The organism is Weissella thailandensis (assembly GCF_001932615.1).
Lineage (GTDB): Bacteria > Bacillota > Bacilli > Lactobacillales > Lactobacillaceae > Weissella > Weissella thailandensis.
The window spans coordinates 184,942-200,386 of record NZ_CP014332.1 but is presented as its reverse complement, the minus strand read 5'-3'; the positions used below and the strand labels follow the sequence as shown (position 1 = coordinate 200,386).

Annotated in this window: 12 protein-coding genes, 1 riboswitch and 1 other annotated feature; of the genes, 2 read left to right on the top strand and 10 right to left on the bottom strand. The window is 40.2% G+C overall.

Annotation, left to right across the window (positions count from 1 at the left end; all coding sequences use genetic code 11):
* Positions 1-23: 23 nt before the first annotated feature.
* The 5 genes from FOL01_RS01065 to FOL01_RS01045 all read right to left on the bottom strand — a co-directional run bounded on the left by FOL01_RS01065 (position 24) and on the right by FOL01_RS01045 (position 6,262).
* On the bottom strand, positions 24-1,553 hold the full coding sequence (locus tag FOL01_RS01065; RefSeq protein ID WP_075268904.1) for a glycosyltransferase: 1,530 nt from the start codon (positions 1,551-1,553) through the stop codon (positions 24-26).
* Complete coding sequence (locus FOL01_RS01060; protein WP_075268903.1) at positions 1,553-3,151, bottom strand: glycosyltransferase family 4 protein; 1,599 nt, start codon at positions 3,149-3,151, stop codon at positions 1,553-1,555. Before FOL01_RS01060 ends, FOL01_RS01065 begins: the two co-directional genes overlap by 1 nt.
* A gap of 69 nt (positions 3,152-3,220) precedes the next feature.
* Complete coding sequence (locus FOL01_RS01055) at positions 3,221-4,090, bottom strand: NAD(P)-dependent oxidoreductase (protein WP_075268902.1); 870 nt, start codon at positions 4,088-4,090, stop codon at positions 3,221-3,223.
* A 289-nt stretch (positions 4,091-4,379) separates the two neighbouring features.
* Positions 4,380-4,952, bottom strand: a complete 573-nt coding sequence (locus FOL01_RS01050; protein WP_075268901.1) for a xanthine phosphoribosyltransferase — start codon at positions 4,950-4,952, stop codon at positions 4,380-4,382.
* Positions 4,953-4,957: 5 nt separating this feature from the next.
* Entirely contained in the window at positions 4,958-6,262 is a 1,305-nt protein-coding gene (locus FOL01_RS01045; RefSeq protein WP_075268900.1) for a nucleobase:cation symporter-2 family protein, read from the bottom strand.
* A gap of 110 nt (positions 6,263-6,372) precedes the next feature.
* Positions 6,373-6,471, bottom strand: a riboswitch (purine riboswitch).
* A 283-nt stretch (positions 6,472-6,754) separates the two neighbouring features.
* Between FOL01_RS01045 and FOL01_RS01040 the strand changes: the two genes are divergently transcribed.
* Positions 6,755-7,930 (top strand): MFS transporter, encoded by a 1,176-nt coding sequence (locus FOL01_RS01040; RefSeq protein WP_075268899.1) that lies wholly within the window; start codon positions 6,755-6,757, stop codon positions 7,928-7,930.
* 163 nt (positions 7,931-8,093) lie between these two features.
* Here the strand turns inward: FOL01_RS01040 and FOL01_RS01035 are convergent, their stop codons facing one another.
* From FOL01_RS01035 to FOL01_RS01020, 4 genes are all read right to left on the bottom strand, one after another.
* Positions 8,094-9,449 carry a dihydrolipoyl dehydrogenase family protein gene (locus FOL01_RS01035; protein ID WP_075268898.1) on the bottom strand — a complete coding sequence of 452 codons (1,356 nt, stop codon included), beginning with the start codon at positions 9,447-9,449 and terminating at the stop codon, positions 8,094-8,096.
* A gap of 48 nt (positions 9,450-9,497) precedes the next feature.
* Positions 9,498-9,974: a free L-methionine (R)-S-oxide reductase MsrC gene (locus tag FOL01_RS01030; RefSeq protein WP_075268897.1), complete on the bottom strand. Its 477-nt coding sequence runs from the start codon at positions 9,972-9,974 to the stop codon at positions 9,498-9,500.
* 48 nt (positions 9,975-10,022) lie between these two features.
* Positions 10,023-10,250: a binding site (T-box leader), on the bottom strand.
* A 71-nt stretch (positions 10,251-10,321) separates the two neighbouring features.
* On the bottom strand, positions 10,322-10,657 hold the full coding sequence (locus tag FOL01_RS01025; RefSeq protein ID WP_075268896.1) for a thioredoxin family protein: 336 nt from the start codon (positions 10,655-10,657) through the stop codon (positions 10,322-10,324).
* Positions 10,658-10,770: 113 nt separating this feature from the next.
* Complete coding sequence (locus tag FOL01_RS01020) at positions 10,771-11,859, bottom strand: PTS sugar transporter subunit IIC (protein WP_075268895.1); 1,089 nt, start codon at positions 11,857-11,859, stop codon at positions 10,771-10,773.
* Positions 11,860-12,405: 546 nt separating this feature from the next.
* Here FOL01_RS01020 and gdhA point away from each other — a divergent pair.
* Positions 12,406-13,752, top strand: coding sequence for an NADP-specific glutamate dehydrogenase (gene gdhA, locus FOL01_RS01015; RefSeq protein WP_075268894.1), 1,347 nt, complete (start codon positions 12,406-12,408; stop codon positions 13,750-13,752).
* A 161-nt stretch (positions 13,753-13,913) separates the two neighbouring features.
* Here gdhA and tyrS read toward each other — a convergent pair whose 3' ends face one another.
* Entirely contained in the window at positions 13,914-15,173 is a 1,260-nt protein-coding gene (tyrS, locus tag FOL01_RS01010) for a tyrosine--tRNA ligase (RefSeq protein WP_075268893.1), read from the bottom strand.
* Between the last annotated feature and the right edge of the window lie 272 nt (positions 15,174-15,445).

Here is a 15,445-nt window from a genome sequence, read left to right as displayed (position 1 = left end):
CGCGTCAGTTTGTCCTTTTTTATTTAATTCAGTACTTGTTGCCAAATAGTTGCCATTTTCGATTCTGCAAATGCTTGCGCTTTATCATAGGCAGCAACCGACATTTGGGTCCATTGATCATCATCAAGTAACAACTCGCTTACTTTTTGAGCCATTACCAAGTTCGATCCATCTGGGACGACATAACCATTAACCCCATCTTCAATCAAGGCATGGGCACCATATGGCACATCAAAGCTAACACTTGGGACTCCATTTCCCATTGCTTCAACTAAATTCATCCCCAAACCTTCGCCAACGGATGTTTGTAGGATAACCTGTGCTTGCTGATAAGCCTTTTGTAGATCCGTACTTGGCACATAACCACCAAAAGTAACGTGATCAGCAACTTGTAGTTTTGTTGCTAATTCCTGCAAGTCATGCATCATTTCTTGTGTCGCTGCATAACCGTAATAAACCAGCGTTGCATCTGGCACATCTTTCACTACTCGCGCTAAAACTCGTAGTGCTTGTTCTGGGCGCTTTTCAGGCGATAACCGACCAACATACAGTAATTGATGCGACTGGCGCTCTGATAACGTCACACGCGGCTTTGCCAACGTTTGATCATCAATGACGACGTCTGGTGCCACTTTGATAGTCAAGCGCGGATAACGTGTCTGTAAATCTCTTTGTTGTGCCGACGTTGGCACCAAGATTGCTGTAAATGCTTCCCCATAGCGCTCTAATACATTGATATAGGCAGGATATAACTTACCACGTACGGGATGTTTCGTATCGCCAGTATGAATATCATGCAAATAAGCAAATTTATGTGTTGTTCCCTGCACCCCAGCCACAATATGATCTAAACCACGCCGATCTGAAATCAGTGTCGTATCAAGTTGCTGACGCGTAATTTCATTCAAAAAGAACAAGAATAATTGTTCCTCAGTGTTAAACCGATAGTCATGACCTAAATAATTAACTAGCTTATACATACTTGGTAGTAATTGGCCATTAATGTTCATATGGGTCACTTCAAGAACCGTTTCTCCGGACAAATTCAAAAATTTCTGCACAGCCAATCGACCATCTGGATGAAAGTAGTCAACAGATGACTTAAAGCCACGCCAATCAAAATTTTCACGCGCCGTCACATTATCAGCCCGATCGTAATACGTAATGTCATTAACTAAGCCAACGGTTGCCGGCATCACATTAATTTTTGCGACTACGCGACCAGCATCTTCAAGGGTGGAATAATTTGGCCCATGACCAACAATATGGTACTTATCAACTGGAATTTGTGATAACAAGCGTAAGGGCTGTTCTTGACGCAAAACATTAGTCGTTCCCTGGAAATAGTCATACATGTTCAATACTTCGTCAGCATTCAACCCAATGGCATTCGCATCCCGACTTAAAAAGCGATTATAATCACGTGTCACGTATGATGCTTGACCCAAGCGCCCTTGCGTTGCTTGTCGATTGAAGAACTTAACCCGTTGTGCTTGCGCATGTTCAGTTCCCGAATTATAGGCAAATATATTTTCACTCACAAAATAATACATTATAGTTGTCCTCCTCGATAACCTGGCATGCCCGCAAGTTTAGCTGGCCAACTTTCTTTAGCATCCACTAATAATGATTGCCAGGCCGACCAAACAGAAGCTTCTGAATAACGTTCGGCGGACTCATATGCACCAGTCATATATTGTTCTGCTAACTTCGGATCACGAAGAACTTGTAAAATGGCTTGTGCCAAAGCGTTGTAATCACCGTATGGCACAACGGCCCCATTAACACCATCTTCAACAATTTCATTTGGTCCGTAGTTAACATCATACGAAAAGGCAATTAGCCCATGAGAAATAGCTTCCATGATTGCCAAATTAAAGCCTTCCATGCGAGAGGTCAAGCCATACATCATGGCTTCATTTTGCACCTGATCAATATCTGTCGTATAGCCTTTCAGAGTAACAACATCTGACAATTGATATTCGTCGATCACCTGTTCAACTTCACGACGCGCCTTGTAATTATCACTAGGATCAGGGTAACCATATAAGTCTAAGGTCACTTCAGGAAATTCCTGATGCACGAGTCCAATTGCTCGTACTAAATCATCAAGATGCTTTTCCCAGGCAATCCGTGCAAAAACAACCATTTTACCAAATTTGCGCTCAGCGACTGGCACACGTGGCTCACTTAATAAGTGTTCTGGCACAACACCCACAGGAATAGTAAATAGCTTTGTTTTGGGTTGAAAACGCGCGCGGACATCAGCCGTTTGCTTGTGTGTAGCTGATACTACTGCATCATAACCATCAATATTATTCAATGAGAATTCATAATTATTATTCAACAAAGGCGCAGCCGGATTTTGGGCATTCGCCGTATGTGCATTATGTAAGTGGAAAACCGTATACGCTGGCTTTTTCAGATGTAACAGTCCCCAATCACCTAAATGGGCCCGATCGGCAATGAAAACATTCGGTTGATCAATTGACCAATAATCATCATTCAGGCAATCAAAGAAATATTTTGTCAGTTCGGCCAGAGTATCAAATTGATAAACCTGATTAGCACGATCAATCAACCGCCAACTTGTTTTATTGATTTCACCACTCATCGTCTTTTTATGAAAGGCTTCAATCACAGTGCGACCAGACGGTGTTTGCCAGGTTTCAGTCCCAATTTTATTATCTGGCGTATACCACTGTTGTAATGAAATAAATCCTCGTGAATCATAATGGTCCACACGGTAAAGATTATTAAAGCCATCAAACCATTCAACAGATTTCACCTGACGATCAGCATCGACATTGTAGTTCACACGTGCAACAAGTTGCTCATTCGACTTCACTAAATAACGGGATTTTTCTGTATCATCAGCAAATTTAATGTTCAAAGCACCGAATTCAATGTCTTGAACTTGTAATTTTTTCGGCTCAATTTGCAGTGCTTCTTGAAAATAATCAAACATATTAATTAATTGATCATCAGCAATCCCCGCATCATTGGTATTGATATGGGCATTAGGATCCCAGTCACGTAACACGACCATGACTGGCTCATTATTTTTGTTAAATAAATCTAATCGCTTTAATTCAGCATGCTCAATTCCCGATTTTTGCTTCGGCATTGTTGCATTAATAAAAAAGTTCATTTGTTCCGCCTTTCATGACTGACTGCTCAGCTGATTACTGAAGAAGTAGCAACCATCATTGTTCATGTACTATGCAAATTGGGACCACAACTTAACAATTGCTTGCGTTCCCGCATCTGCTAACTTATTTTCATCCGCAAGCTTGGTATAAAGCTGCTCAGCTAATGCTGTCATTGGTAGATCGAGTTGCAATTTAGCAGCCTCATCTAATGCAATGCGTAAGTCTTTAATAAAATGTTTCACATAGAATCCAGCAGCATAGTCGTCTGCTAAAATACGTGGCCCATAATTATCTAATGACCAGTTTTGCGCAGCGCCACCACCTAATGTCTGCAAAACTTGATTAACATCTAGTTCAGCAGCACGTGCATAACTCATGGTTTCTGCCATCCCCAACATGGTACCAGCCACCATAATTTGATTAGCCATTTTTGCATGTTGACCACGACCAGCACCACCGAATAATGTGGTATCTTTGGCAATAATTTTAAAAATTGGTTGTAACTCATCAAAAGCTGCCTTTTCGCCACCAACCATAACAGTCAATGTACCATTGTTAGCGCCCGTATCACCACCAGATACTGGTGCATCCAAAACAGTCACCCCTTGTTTTGCACCTGCCTCAGCCAGTTCTTGCGCTAAGGTTGGGGTAGACGTCGTCATATCAACAACAATTTGTCCGGCATGGGTGCCTGCAAAAATACCCGTTTCGCCATAATATTGGCTCGCAACATCTTTAGGATAACCAACCATGGTAATGACCACATCAGCAACTGAAGCAATTTGACGTGGCGAATCTTGCCATACAGCACCATGATCAATGACTGCTTGCGCATGTGCTTTGGTCCGATTATAAACATACACGTCGTAATTTGCCTGTAATAAATTATTTATAATGCCACTTCCCATGACCCCTGTACCGATAACCCCAATTTTCATTTCAAATGCCCCCTGTTTGTTATATTATTTCTATTTTACCTTGCTTGTCTTAAAAAATAAAAACGAGAGCGAGACAAAAGTCGTTTTGAAGCCGGTGTGTAACGATGATTACGTTATTTTGACTCGTAGTGCAGCGAAAAGTCGGAATTGCGTAATCGTTGTTACATTGAGGCTTCAGACTTTTGGCACGCGTTTATGCTATCAAAATTACAGACGTAACTTAATACATTTTTAGCAAAAAATGGTTGGAACATTTATTTTGTCCCAACCATTTCGTATTTAAAATATATTAATCAGCAAACACAACCTGGCCATCTTCAAAAGCTGCAATACGTGCCAAAGATTCAACATGAACACCTTGATCGTCTAACATCGCACGGCCCTTTTGGAATGTCTTTTCGACAACAATGCCAACGCCAACAACTTTGGCTTTGGCATCGTCGGCAATTTCCATCAAACCAGTTACCGCTTGACCATTTGCCAAGAAATCATCAATTAACAACATACGCTCGCCTTCATGCAAGAAACGCTTATCGATCATCACGTGATTTGTTTCTTGCTTGGTAAATGAATAAACATCAGCAATGTATGATTCTGAAGATAGCGTAATTGACTTCTTCTTACGAGCAAAGACCATTGGCACCTGTAGTGATAATGCCGCAAATACAGCAGGCGCGATTCCTGATGATTCAACAGTCAATACCTTGTCTATCTTTTCGTCTGCAAACAAACGCGCAAATTCTTCACCCAAAGCTTGCATTAATTCAGGATCTACTTGATGGTTCAAGAAATTATCAACCTTCAAAACATCTTCACCTAAAACACGGCCGTCTTGCTTAATGCGATCTTCTAAAATTTTCATGTCTGCTAATTAACCTCTTTCTCACGTCCTGGTAACAAAATATTCAATAATACAGCTAATACTGACGTTATAACAACTGAATTTTCAATAACTAATTTCACTAATTCTGGTAGATGTTGGAAAATTTGTGGGTAAACTGTCACCCCAATTGCCGCACCAATCGAAATACCTGCAATCATCAAATTTCGTTCAGCATTGAAATCGACTTGCTTTAGAATCGTGACTCCTTGTACACCGATTGTACCAAATAGGATAATCATTGCACCACCCAAAACAGATGACGGAATAATCGTAGCTAGTGCGCCAAACTTTGGCAACAAACCAATCAAGAGCAAAATCAATACGGCATAATAGATTGGTTGTCGTGTCTTAACACCTGACAAACGAACCACCCCAACATTTTGTGAGAACGTTGAATATGGGAATGTATTAAACAAACCTGACAAGATAACTGCCAATCCCTCAGCACGATATCCCTTCGCCATATCCTCATTCGTTAGTTTACGCCCTGTTAAATCAGCTAAGGCGAAGTAAACCCCGGTTGATTCCATCATCGATGTCAGTGCCACAATCATCATCGTAATCATTGCTGACCAGTGAAATGTTGGTGTCGCTAAGAAAAATGGTGTTGGCATATGGAACCATGAAGCTTCAGCAACTGGTTGTAATGATACTTCTCCAAGAAGTCCCGCAAAAACCGTTCCCAGAATGATCCCCAATAAAATAGCAATTGACTTAATAAAGCCCTTGGCGAAAATAGTAAATAACAGAATAATCAACATAGTTACCAAGCCAATTGATAGATTCGTCAAACTACCAAAACTTTTCGCTGCAGTGTCGCCACCACCCCAATTTTGGAAACCAACCGGAATTAAGGTAAATCCAATAACCGTAATCAATGACCCAGTCACCACTGGTGGGAAAAATTGACGTAGACGCGAAAACAAACCACCAATCAGAAAGACAAAAATACCGGCTGCTATCGTGGCACCATACATCGCACCAATCCCGAGGGTACTACCAATATTAATTAACGGTGAAACCGTTTGTACCGCTGAACCAATCACAACTGGCATTGCAATACCAGTATATCGGGTACCTTTAACTTGGAATAAAGTTCCAATCGCCGTCATAAAAATGTCAGCTGAAATTAAATACGCCATTTGTTGCGCATTAAAATGTAATGCTGCACCAATCAATAATGGTACTAAGATCCCACCAGAATACATTGCCAGAACGTGTTGCAACCCTAAAATCAGATTACGTAACTTGTTAAAACGTCCTGTCGATGTCCGTGTGTTCGACTCCATAACTTAACTCTCCTCCAATGTAGAAACAACACACGTAACCACTATCCCTATAGATATTTGGCAATAAAAAAGCACCCAAACACGCAAAAGCATGCAGAATGGGTGCATCAAAATATTAAAACACTATCGGTAGTCCATCTCTTGGGAGAAGGGTAGGAACTCGTTGGCCATTCTCCAACAATTATACCGACAGTGATTACGTTTCAATTATTATGTACTTAAATATAACAGACATTTCGTCATTTGAAAACATGATTATTCGGCATTAATGCTGTCTTGCTCATTTTTCTTATCTATTAGCGCTTTCATTCCTATAAGGCCAAAGTAGTTTAAGTAAATTAGCGTCACACACGATGTCATAGCGATTATATTTCCTATGCTTTGTCAGTTAAAAAACATTGACAACAGGGGTTAAAGTTTTATATTTTATCCTGAGTGGAAAAAATATTGTGGGTTTATATTATTACTATCTAGTAATTAAGGAGGATTCGTGTGAAAGAATTTAAAATTCAAAGTTTTGTACTGATTTTAATCTCTTTTATCTTAGGTTTTAGTGAGTTTATTATTATTGGTATTCTTGATGATTTGGCAAAAGAATTTTCAGTTAGCGTGGCCACAACGGGCTATTTGGTGACCATCTTTGCCTTGGTTTATGCCGTGAGTACACCAATCATCACATCAACGCTTAAAAACAACTTATATCACGCCATGGTCGTTTTGGCGCTGATTTTTACATTCGGAAATGCCCTAACGATTTTTGCGCCAAATTATACGATACTTGTAATTTCGCGTATCATCGTTGCCATTGTTTCCGGATCGCTCGTGTCATTATCGATGACATTCGCAACCGTTATTGCCCCAATGCCCAAACGTGCTTGGTTAGTTAGCTGGATTTTTTCTGGCTTCAGTGTCGCGTCAGTATTCGGGGTACCTTTAGGAACTTGGATCAGTACAACATTAGGTTGGCGTTTCACCTTCATCACGATTACCTTGCTCAGCATCATAACTGTATTCTTAATCATCAAAACGTTACCTCATAACTTGATGCAAGAGAAACAAGGTCACATCCTACAACAATTTGTTATTTTCAAGGACCCCAGAATTTATCTCAGTGTCTTTATTCAAACTTGTAGTCTAGCCGGTGTATATGTCTTTTATACTTATCTACGACCAATTTTTTCAAAGACATTATCATTCAATCCTGGTGTGATTACGCTTTTGCTAACTATCTTTGGTGTGATGTCACTGATTAGTAATCAGGCAAGTGGCCGAATCGCCAACAACAAAGGCTTGCTCAGCATGCCACTACTTTACATCATTGAATTTATTGTCCTAATCACAATGCCATTATGGCTACAAAACACCTGGTTAGGTACAGTTGACATTATGCTAGTTGGTATTTTGATGTATCTTGTTAATTCACCACTTCAACTACATATTATGGGAGTTGCTGAAAATGATTATCCACAATCACTTGTTTTAGCTTCTTCAATCAATTCGATTTTCTCAAACTTAGGCATCTCATTAGGATCTGCAGCTGGAGGTCTGGTCGTTTCAAACTTTGGCTTGAATAATGTAGGTATCGGTGGTGCTGCCTTTACTGCATTTGCCTTAATTTCAACGGTTATGTTGAACAAGGTTAATGCAGCACGAGAACCATTGTATTAAAAATAATTTAGCAGCTTATAATTAGTATTAATAAAAAGGGTTGGAACAAAAGAAATGTTCCAACCCTTTTTGTGTTAAAGATATGTTAATTATCCGCCTGTAAATTTTACAGCGCAAATCACGTGACACACCGACTTCAAAACGACTTTTGTCTTGCTCTTCATTAAAAGAAATAAGTCAAATCTGAAGCTACTGATGGATACGCGGTCAACTGTTGCGATACTGCCTCTTTAGTCAATCCTTGATTGATTGCTGATGACAAATAATTAATTAATTCATCGGCATGAGTACTTAACACAGATGCACCAACAATCTGACCGTCACCATTGATAACTGTTTTTACACGGGCTGCTGGTTCTCCTTGACGATAAGACGTATACCAACTAGTAATATCTAAATCATTGACGGTATAACGATCCGTATCATCTGTTTCAGTTGTCACACCTGTTTGGGCTAACTTTGGCGTACCATATACAACAACCGGCCTAGCTGGATAAGAAATTGATTGTTCCTCACCCAAAATTTCATTTGCTACATGTTGTGACTCAAATGATGCCAGTGGTGTAATTTTAGGAGCTGGTGAATTAGCCACATCCCCCACTGCGTACACATGTGGATTACTCGTGCGCAAATAATGATCAACTAAGATACCCTGCTCTGAAAACTGCACATGGGCATTTTCTAAAGCTAGTGTATCGTGGTTACCAACACGACCAGCGGCACGAACAATTAATCCGGCTGATAAGGTATTACCGAAACTCAAAGTTGCTTCTAACCCATTATCGGCTGACGTAATTTCAGTCACTTCTGTACCAAAATACATTTGCACACCACGATCATCCAATTGATCCATTAATGAATCAACCATCGTTTCATCGAACGACTTTAGTAGACGGTCGCCGCGAACAACCAAACTCACCTTTGCACCGGCAGCTGCCGCAATTGATGCAAATTCAATTGCTACAAAGCCACCCCCAATGATAACTACTTCATCTGGTAGGTCGGGCAAACTTAGAAACTGTTCAGAATCAACTGTTAGTTCTGCGCCTGGGAATGATAACTGGGCTGGTCGTTGCCCAACTGCAAGAACCCAGTCGGTTGCGAAAACCGTTGCAACCTCTTGTCCATGACGATGAATCACCGCTGTTTGTTCATCAATAAAGCTGGCTTCACCGGCGATATGGTCAATATCACTTGCGGTCAATGATTGTTCAGTTCCTGTAGAAATACCATCTGTATATTGATTCTTACGTGCCATTAAATCTGACCAATTGATGTCGACATGGCCGTCTATCCCTGAATCTGATAAAAATTCAGTAAATTCTTTCGCTTCAACCGCACCTAGCAAAATTTTCTTAGGGTCACAACCATAATTAGGACATGTACCACCCCATAAATACTTTTCAATCACAACAACGTTTTTACCCGCATCATGTAATTGATGGGCTGCTGCTAAACCGGCTGGTCCCGCACCAACGATTGCGACATCATATTGCTTTACTTCACTCACTGCTTTCATACCGTCCCTTCATAAAACTTTATCCACTACTATTATGGCAAATTTTTATTAAATATATGGTAACAATGTTTGCGCAAAGTGTTCTAAATCAGTACGATCTTGCTCTGTAAACCGATTAAACGTCGTCGAATCAATATCAATAACCCCTAACTTTTCGCCATTTTCGCGGGTCAATGGTACAACAATTTCAGCATTAGATGCTGAATCGCAAGCAATATGGCCAGCATGTTGATGGACATCATCAACGACCGTTGTTGCTTGGTTTTCATACGCTTGACCGACAACTCCTGAACCTGGCTTAATCCGAACAACTGCCGGTTTGCCCAAGAATGGTCCTAAGATCAATTCATCCTTTTCTTGATTGTATAAATAAAAGCCTGCCCAATTCACCGTTGCTAAGTTTTCATATAAAATTGCCGCAGCATTAGACAAATTAGCCAACGGAAAATCTTCGGACTCCTCACCTGTAATCCATGAAGTTAATAATTGTGAAAGTAATGGGGTTGCTGTCGTTTGTTCTGTCATTGTTTATCCTCCAAATAAAAAAGTCCCTAATAAGAACATTATGTTCTTATTAGGGACGATGTCTCGTGTTACCACCCAAATTTATCTATCTGTTGCCAAATAGATCTCTGTAGTTTGACTAAAAACTAGGGAAGATAACGGTTCCTGCCGTGATAATAGCTTTCACTAATTATCGTTCTCAGAGTTCATTTTCAAGCTACTTCCAAACACTTTTCCATCAACCAAGTGCTTTCTATATTGGATTAATAACATTACTTTTCTCATCATAGAATCTCTTAAAATTCAATTGTCAACATCATACAAAGGACTATACATCTTGTCAATCAATTTATGAGAGAATCTTAACTTTAAACAGTTTCAGCCAACCAGTCCATCACTTGTTGTGGGTTCAAGCGCTCACCATTTCCAATATGATCAACTTGTTCCCCATCTTCAAATAGAACAAAAGCTGGAATACCTTTCAATCCTTGTTCTTGTGCAATAGCTAAGTTAGCATCGCGGTCAGCATCGAACCAGTTGATACCTGCTGAAGTCACACCCTTTTTAATATCGGCAACAAAAGGCTTGATAGCTTTGCAGTCACCACACCAGTCAGCTTGTAAGAACATCACTTGCTTACCAGGCTTTGCAATTTCTTGGCGAATTGTTTCATCATCATTTAACTCAGGTTGATAAAAATCCATGTTCATGCCCTCTTTCACTTATTTATAGTAAGAATATCAACTATCTACTAAATAGTCAAGATAACCTCTTTGAGTATGAACGATTAATAAACCTTTCGCAACTAGTTCGTTACTTATACTTCACGCAAACGTAGGTCTTGTACGCGTGTTTGTCCAATAACGTTTAGGAAACGGTAGTATGCCCAAGAAAGGATTCCTGGAATAACGACACCAAAGACGATTAGCGAGATCAAACCTGCCATGTTGTGAGCAGCCAACCATAGTGGTGCAATCAATGAGTTTAGTCCCAAACCAGCTAGGGCGTATGGTACTTTAAAGTCAAAGCCAACAACGGCAATAACTGCGGTAACCATTGCAATGGCAGCTGGTCCCACTGCTAGGATCGGACGCTTTAGCAAATTAGCGAATTGTACCTTAGGTGTAACCAAACCTTGGGCGATGTTACCACCAATTGTATTTTGATTAAATGACATCGCTGTGAATGAGACGAAGGCAACTGTTGTACCAATCAAGGCAGCTCCCGATGACATTGGATCCAACTGAACGGCGATGGCCAAAGCAGCTGATGAAGCCGGTGTCATCAAGAAAACAAACCAAGAAAGTGAAACAACCAATGAACCAAGCACTGGATTAACTTGCATCGTGTGTCCTAGCGCACCACTGACCCAGTTTAGTGCTGGTGTTGTGACCGATGCCAAGCCCAAACCAGCAATTGAACCAACCATAGTCACCGCAAATGGTACCAAAACCATATCCAACGGCGTCTTACCAGTCATCCACTTACCCAACATAGCTGCAATAATACCTGCCAAAACAGCTGATACTGGTTGACCGGCCGTCATAATTTGCGAACCAGCTTCTTGAGCGGCGATCCAGCCAGTGGCTGTCGACGTGTGAGCAGCCACATCAGATGTAAAGTAAATACTATTAGCACCAACCGTTGAAGCAATCATCGTTGAGCCAATTACCAGCGTTGATGTCCGCATCATCACAGCAATAGCCATCCCCAAAGCGGGTGCCAACAATTTTTGAGCGATATCACCAACTTGTACCAACGCATCCCAATGAATGGTGGTTCCAACCGTATTAACTAGCAAACCAATTCCTAGAAATACCAACACCGTATTTGAAACCCCTTGTGAAACAAGGAAAACATAATCCTTTGTCGTCAACTTCTTTTCTTGTTCTTGTCCTTGCGTCATAACCCTACTCCTTTTTCTTTTGGGACTGAAGATACAAAAAACCGCTAGTTGGAAAAATCCTAACTAGCGGTTCACGAATAACAATCCAGTGATAAACTAGTCGGCCTTTATAAGGCCGACACAAATTGCACGACCCTTTTAGTTGATAATAATCAAATCTAAAATTAAGCCGCGTAATAACGCATTGTTTGTGTTGTTCATCATGGTTTTTGTCATCGTTTTTATCTCCGTTTTTTATTTGATGTTTTATATTATGCACCTAAAAATTTGAATGTCAACACTTTTCTCTCATTTAATTTTAACAATCTTTTATTTAGTTCATTTTGATTATGAATGTAGGCCATTTATCAAACATAGTGCAATTAATGACAGTAATCACAAGCTGTTCATGAAACATAGGTAATCTTGTTAATGAACTGTTCATGACATTTTTTTAATTAAACATAGAAATATCTAATTAAAATCTGCTATCATGTTACTTAATAATAAATTTATATTATTTAAAATAACAAACGTCTAAGTCCAGCAAAGAAAGTAGGCATCCTTGTGAGTAATGTGAAAGAATATATTAACACTATAAAAAACGACATTCAACGTCGCGATCCTAATGAAACTGAATTTCAGGAAGCAGTATTTGCTGTTTTAGATAGTTTAGAACCAACTCTGACAGCAAATCCTCAGTATGTGGATGATAACCTTCTAGCACGTTTGGTTGAGCCAGAACGTGTCATTCAGTTCCGTGTACCATGGGAATCTGATGATGGTAAGTTCCATGTCAATCGTGGTTTCCGAGTACAATTCAATTCTGCAATTGGCCCATACAAAGGTGGCTTACGTCTACACCCAACTGTAAACTTGAGTATTGTTAAATTCTTAGGTTTTGAACAAATTTTAAAGAATAGCTTAACCGGACTACCTATTGGTGGTGCTAAAGGAGGTAGTGATTTTGATCCTAAAGGTAAGTCAGATGCTGAAGTGATGCGTTTCTGTCAAAGCTTTATGACTGAATTACAACGCCATATCGGCCCAGACTTAGATATTCCAGCTGGTGATATCGGCGTAGGTGCTCGTGAAATTGGCTATCTATTTGGTGCCTATAAGCGCCTCCAAGGCTATCAAAACGGCGTGTTAACAGGTAAAGGCTTAACATTTGGTGGTAGTCTTGCCCGTACTGAAGCAACCGGATTTGGTTTGCTATATTACACAAATGCTATGATTAAAGCCCAAGGTGATTCACTCGCTGGTAAGACCATTAAAATCTCTGGTGCCGGAAATGTTGCAATCTACGCCACACAAAAAGCCGAAGAACTGGGTGCTAAAGTGGTGACTGTTTCTGACTCAAATGGTTATATTTATGATCCACATGGCATTGACTATAAAATTGTTAAACAAATCAAAGAAGTTGAACGCGGGCGTATCTCAGAATATGCAAAACGGGTATCAACAGCCGAATACCGTGAAGGTTCAGTTTGGGATCTAGATATTAAATACGACGTTGCTTTGCCTTGCGCTACGCAAAATGAAATTGACCAAAAACAAGCTGAAATAATTGCTCGCGATGGTGCAAAATATATTTGCGAAGGTGCCAATATGCCAAGTAATGCTGCCGCTATTAACGTTTACCAAGAAAATGGTATTTTATATGGTCCTGGTAAGGCTGCCAATGCTGGTGGTGTTGCCGTTTCAGCACTTGAAATGAGCCAAAACAGCGAACGCTTATCATGGACATTTGAGAAAGTTGATAACTATCTCAAGGAAATTATGGAAGATATTTTCGCACAATCAGAAGAAGCCGATAAAAAATATCACTTAGATAAAGATTATCAAGCTGGCGCTAATATTGCTGGATTTGAAAAAGTTGCCGAAGCGATGACGGCACAAGGATTAATTTAGAAAATAATAAAACGGGTGGAACAGTATTTATGTTCCACCCGTTTTTACGTAGCATATGTTAATTATAACTTTTCGGTATAAACGTCTTTCGTCTCACTCTTGCTTAAACGTGTTCCCAAAGACTGAGTCCTCAATGTAACGTGGTTTGTCTCGCTCTTATTTTACTTAACGACTGCAACAGCCCACTTCTTCTTGCCTCTTTTAACAATGACGTACTTACCATCGTACTTGTCAGCAGGATTAATGACAGCATCTTCGTCCTTAATTTTAACACCGTTGATACGAACAGCACCATCTTTAACTGAACGACGAGCAGCTGTCTTTGACTTTTCTAATCCGGCCGCAACAACCAAATCAAGCAAGCCAATTTCATCAGCTGCGATTTCAAATGTTGGTACATTTCCAGCTAATACAGCAACCTCATCCGTTGACAATGATGCAACATCAGCATTACCAAACAAAACATTTGTCATGACTTCTGCTGTATGCATAGCCTCTTCACCATGGACAAATGTCGTGACCTCTTGGGCTAGACGACGTTGTGCATGACGTGCAGATGCATTTTCAGAAAGTTCTGCGACTAGTTCAGAAATTTCATCCTGTGAGATAAATGTGAAGTACTTTAACATTTTTTCAACATCAGCATCAGCTGTATTCAACCAGAATTGGTAGAATTCAAATGGTGTCGTCTTAGCAGGATCCAACCATACAGCACCACCTTCAGTCTTACCAAACTTTGTACCGTCGGCCTTCAACAACAATGGTACGGTCAATCCAAATGCAGGTGCTTCACTATCGACAAGTTTGTGGATCAAATCAACACCGTTGGTAATGTTTCCCCATTGATCAGAACCACCAATTTGTAAGCGCACATGCTCACGCTTGTATAGTTCGTAGAAATCAATCGCTTGCAAAATTTGGTAAGTAAACTCAGTAAATGAAATACCAGCATCCAAACGAGAAGCGACCACATCTTTCGCCAACATACTGTTTATAGAGAATAGTTTTCCGTAGTCACGAAGCATACCTAGCAGTGACATTTGGCCCAACCAGTCGTAATTGTTAACGATTGTAAACTCGTTCTCACCAAACAGCTTGACCATCTGTGCACGGATTTTCTCCACGTTAGCTGCCACATCTTCTTGTGATAATAATTTACGCTCAGATTTCTTTCCAGAAGGATCACCAATCGTTCCAGTTCCACCACCAACAACGATAACCGGGTGATGACCAACCAGTTGGAATCTCTTTAGAATCATAAAGGGAATTAAGTGACCAATATGCATCGAATCACCAGTTGGATCAATACCTACGTAAAGTCCGATTGATTCCTTGCTAACTAGGTCACGTAAACCATCTTCATCAGTGACTTGGTTAATGGCTCCACGCCAAGCTAATTCATTTAAAATATCTGCTGCCATTTATCGTTCCTCCAACTTGTTTATGTATGAATCATTGAAATTCTTGATTAAAATAAAAAGCACCCTAACCAAGAATTTAACCTTGATTAGGGCGCTGTTAAACGCGGTACCACCTAAATTGCCACCTATTGTGACCACTTATAACCTCGTAGCGTGAGGACTTCGTTCATGCGTTTTGCTGACTGTAATTCGTTAATTGGTTTGATTAGTTCACAGCCACCACTAATTCTCTGAATGTCCACCAATTCTTCTACTAATTGTCATACACGATA

Excerpts from the sequence above, each read along its gene's own strand:
- FOL01_RS01045 (WP_075268900.1), bottom strand. The coding sequence starts at position 6,262 with ATGGAGTCGAACACACGGACATCGACAGGACGTTTTAACAAGTTACGT.
- FOL01_RS01050 (WP_075268901.1), bottom strand. The coding sequence starts at position 4,952 with ATGAAAATTTTAGAAGATCGCATTAAGCAAGACGGCCGTGTTTTAGGT.
- FOL01_RS01055 (WP_075268902.1), bottom strand. The coding sequence starts at position 4,090 with ATGAAAATTGGGGTTATCGGTACAGGGGTCATGGGAAGTGGCATTATA.
- tyrS (WP_075268893.1), bottom strand. The coding sequence starts at position 15,173 with ATGGCAGCAGATATTTTAAATGAATTAGCTTGGCGTGGAGCCATTAAC.
- FOL01_RS01030 (WP_075268897.1), bottom strand. The coding sequence starts at position 9,974 with ATGACAGAACAAACGACAGCAACCCCATTACTTTCACAATTATTAACT.
- FOL01_RS01020 (WP_075268895.1), bottom strand. The coding sequence starts at position 11,859 with ATGACGCAAGGACAAGAACAAGAAAAGAAGTTGACGACAAAGGATTAT.
- FOL01_RS01065 (WP_075268904.1), bottom strand. The coding sequence starts at position 1,553 with ATGTATTATTTTGTGAGTGAAAATATATTTGCCTATAATTCGGGAACT.
- FOL01_RS01035 (WP_075268898.1), bottom strand. The coding sequence starts at position 9,449 with ATGAAAGCAGTGAGTGAAGTAAAGCAATATGATGTCGCAATCGTTGGT.
- FOL01_RS01060 (WP_075268903.1), bottom strand. The coding sequence starts at position 3,151 with ATGAACTTTTTTATTAATGCAACAATGCCGAAGCAAAAATCGGGAATT.
- FOL01_RS01025 (WP_075268896.1), bottom strand. The coding sequence starts at position 10,657 with ATGGATTTTTATCAACCTGAGTTAAATGATGATGAAACAATTCGCCAA.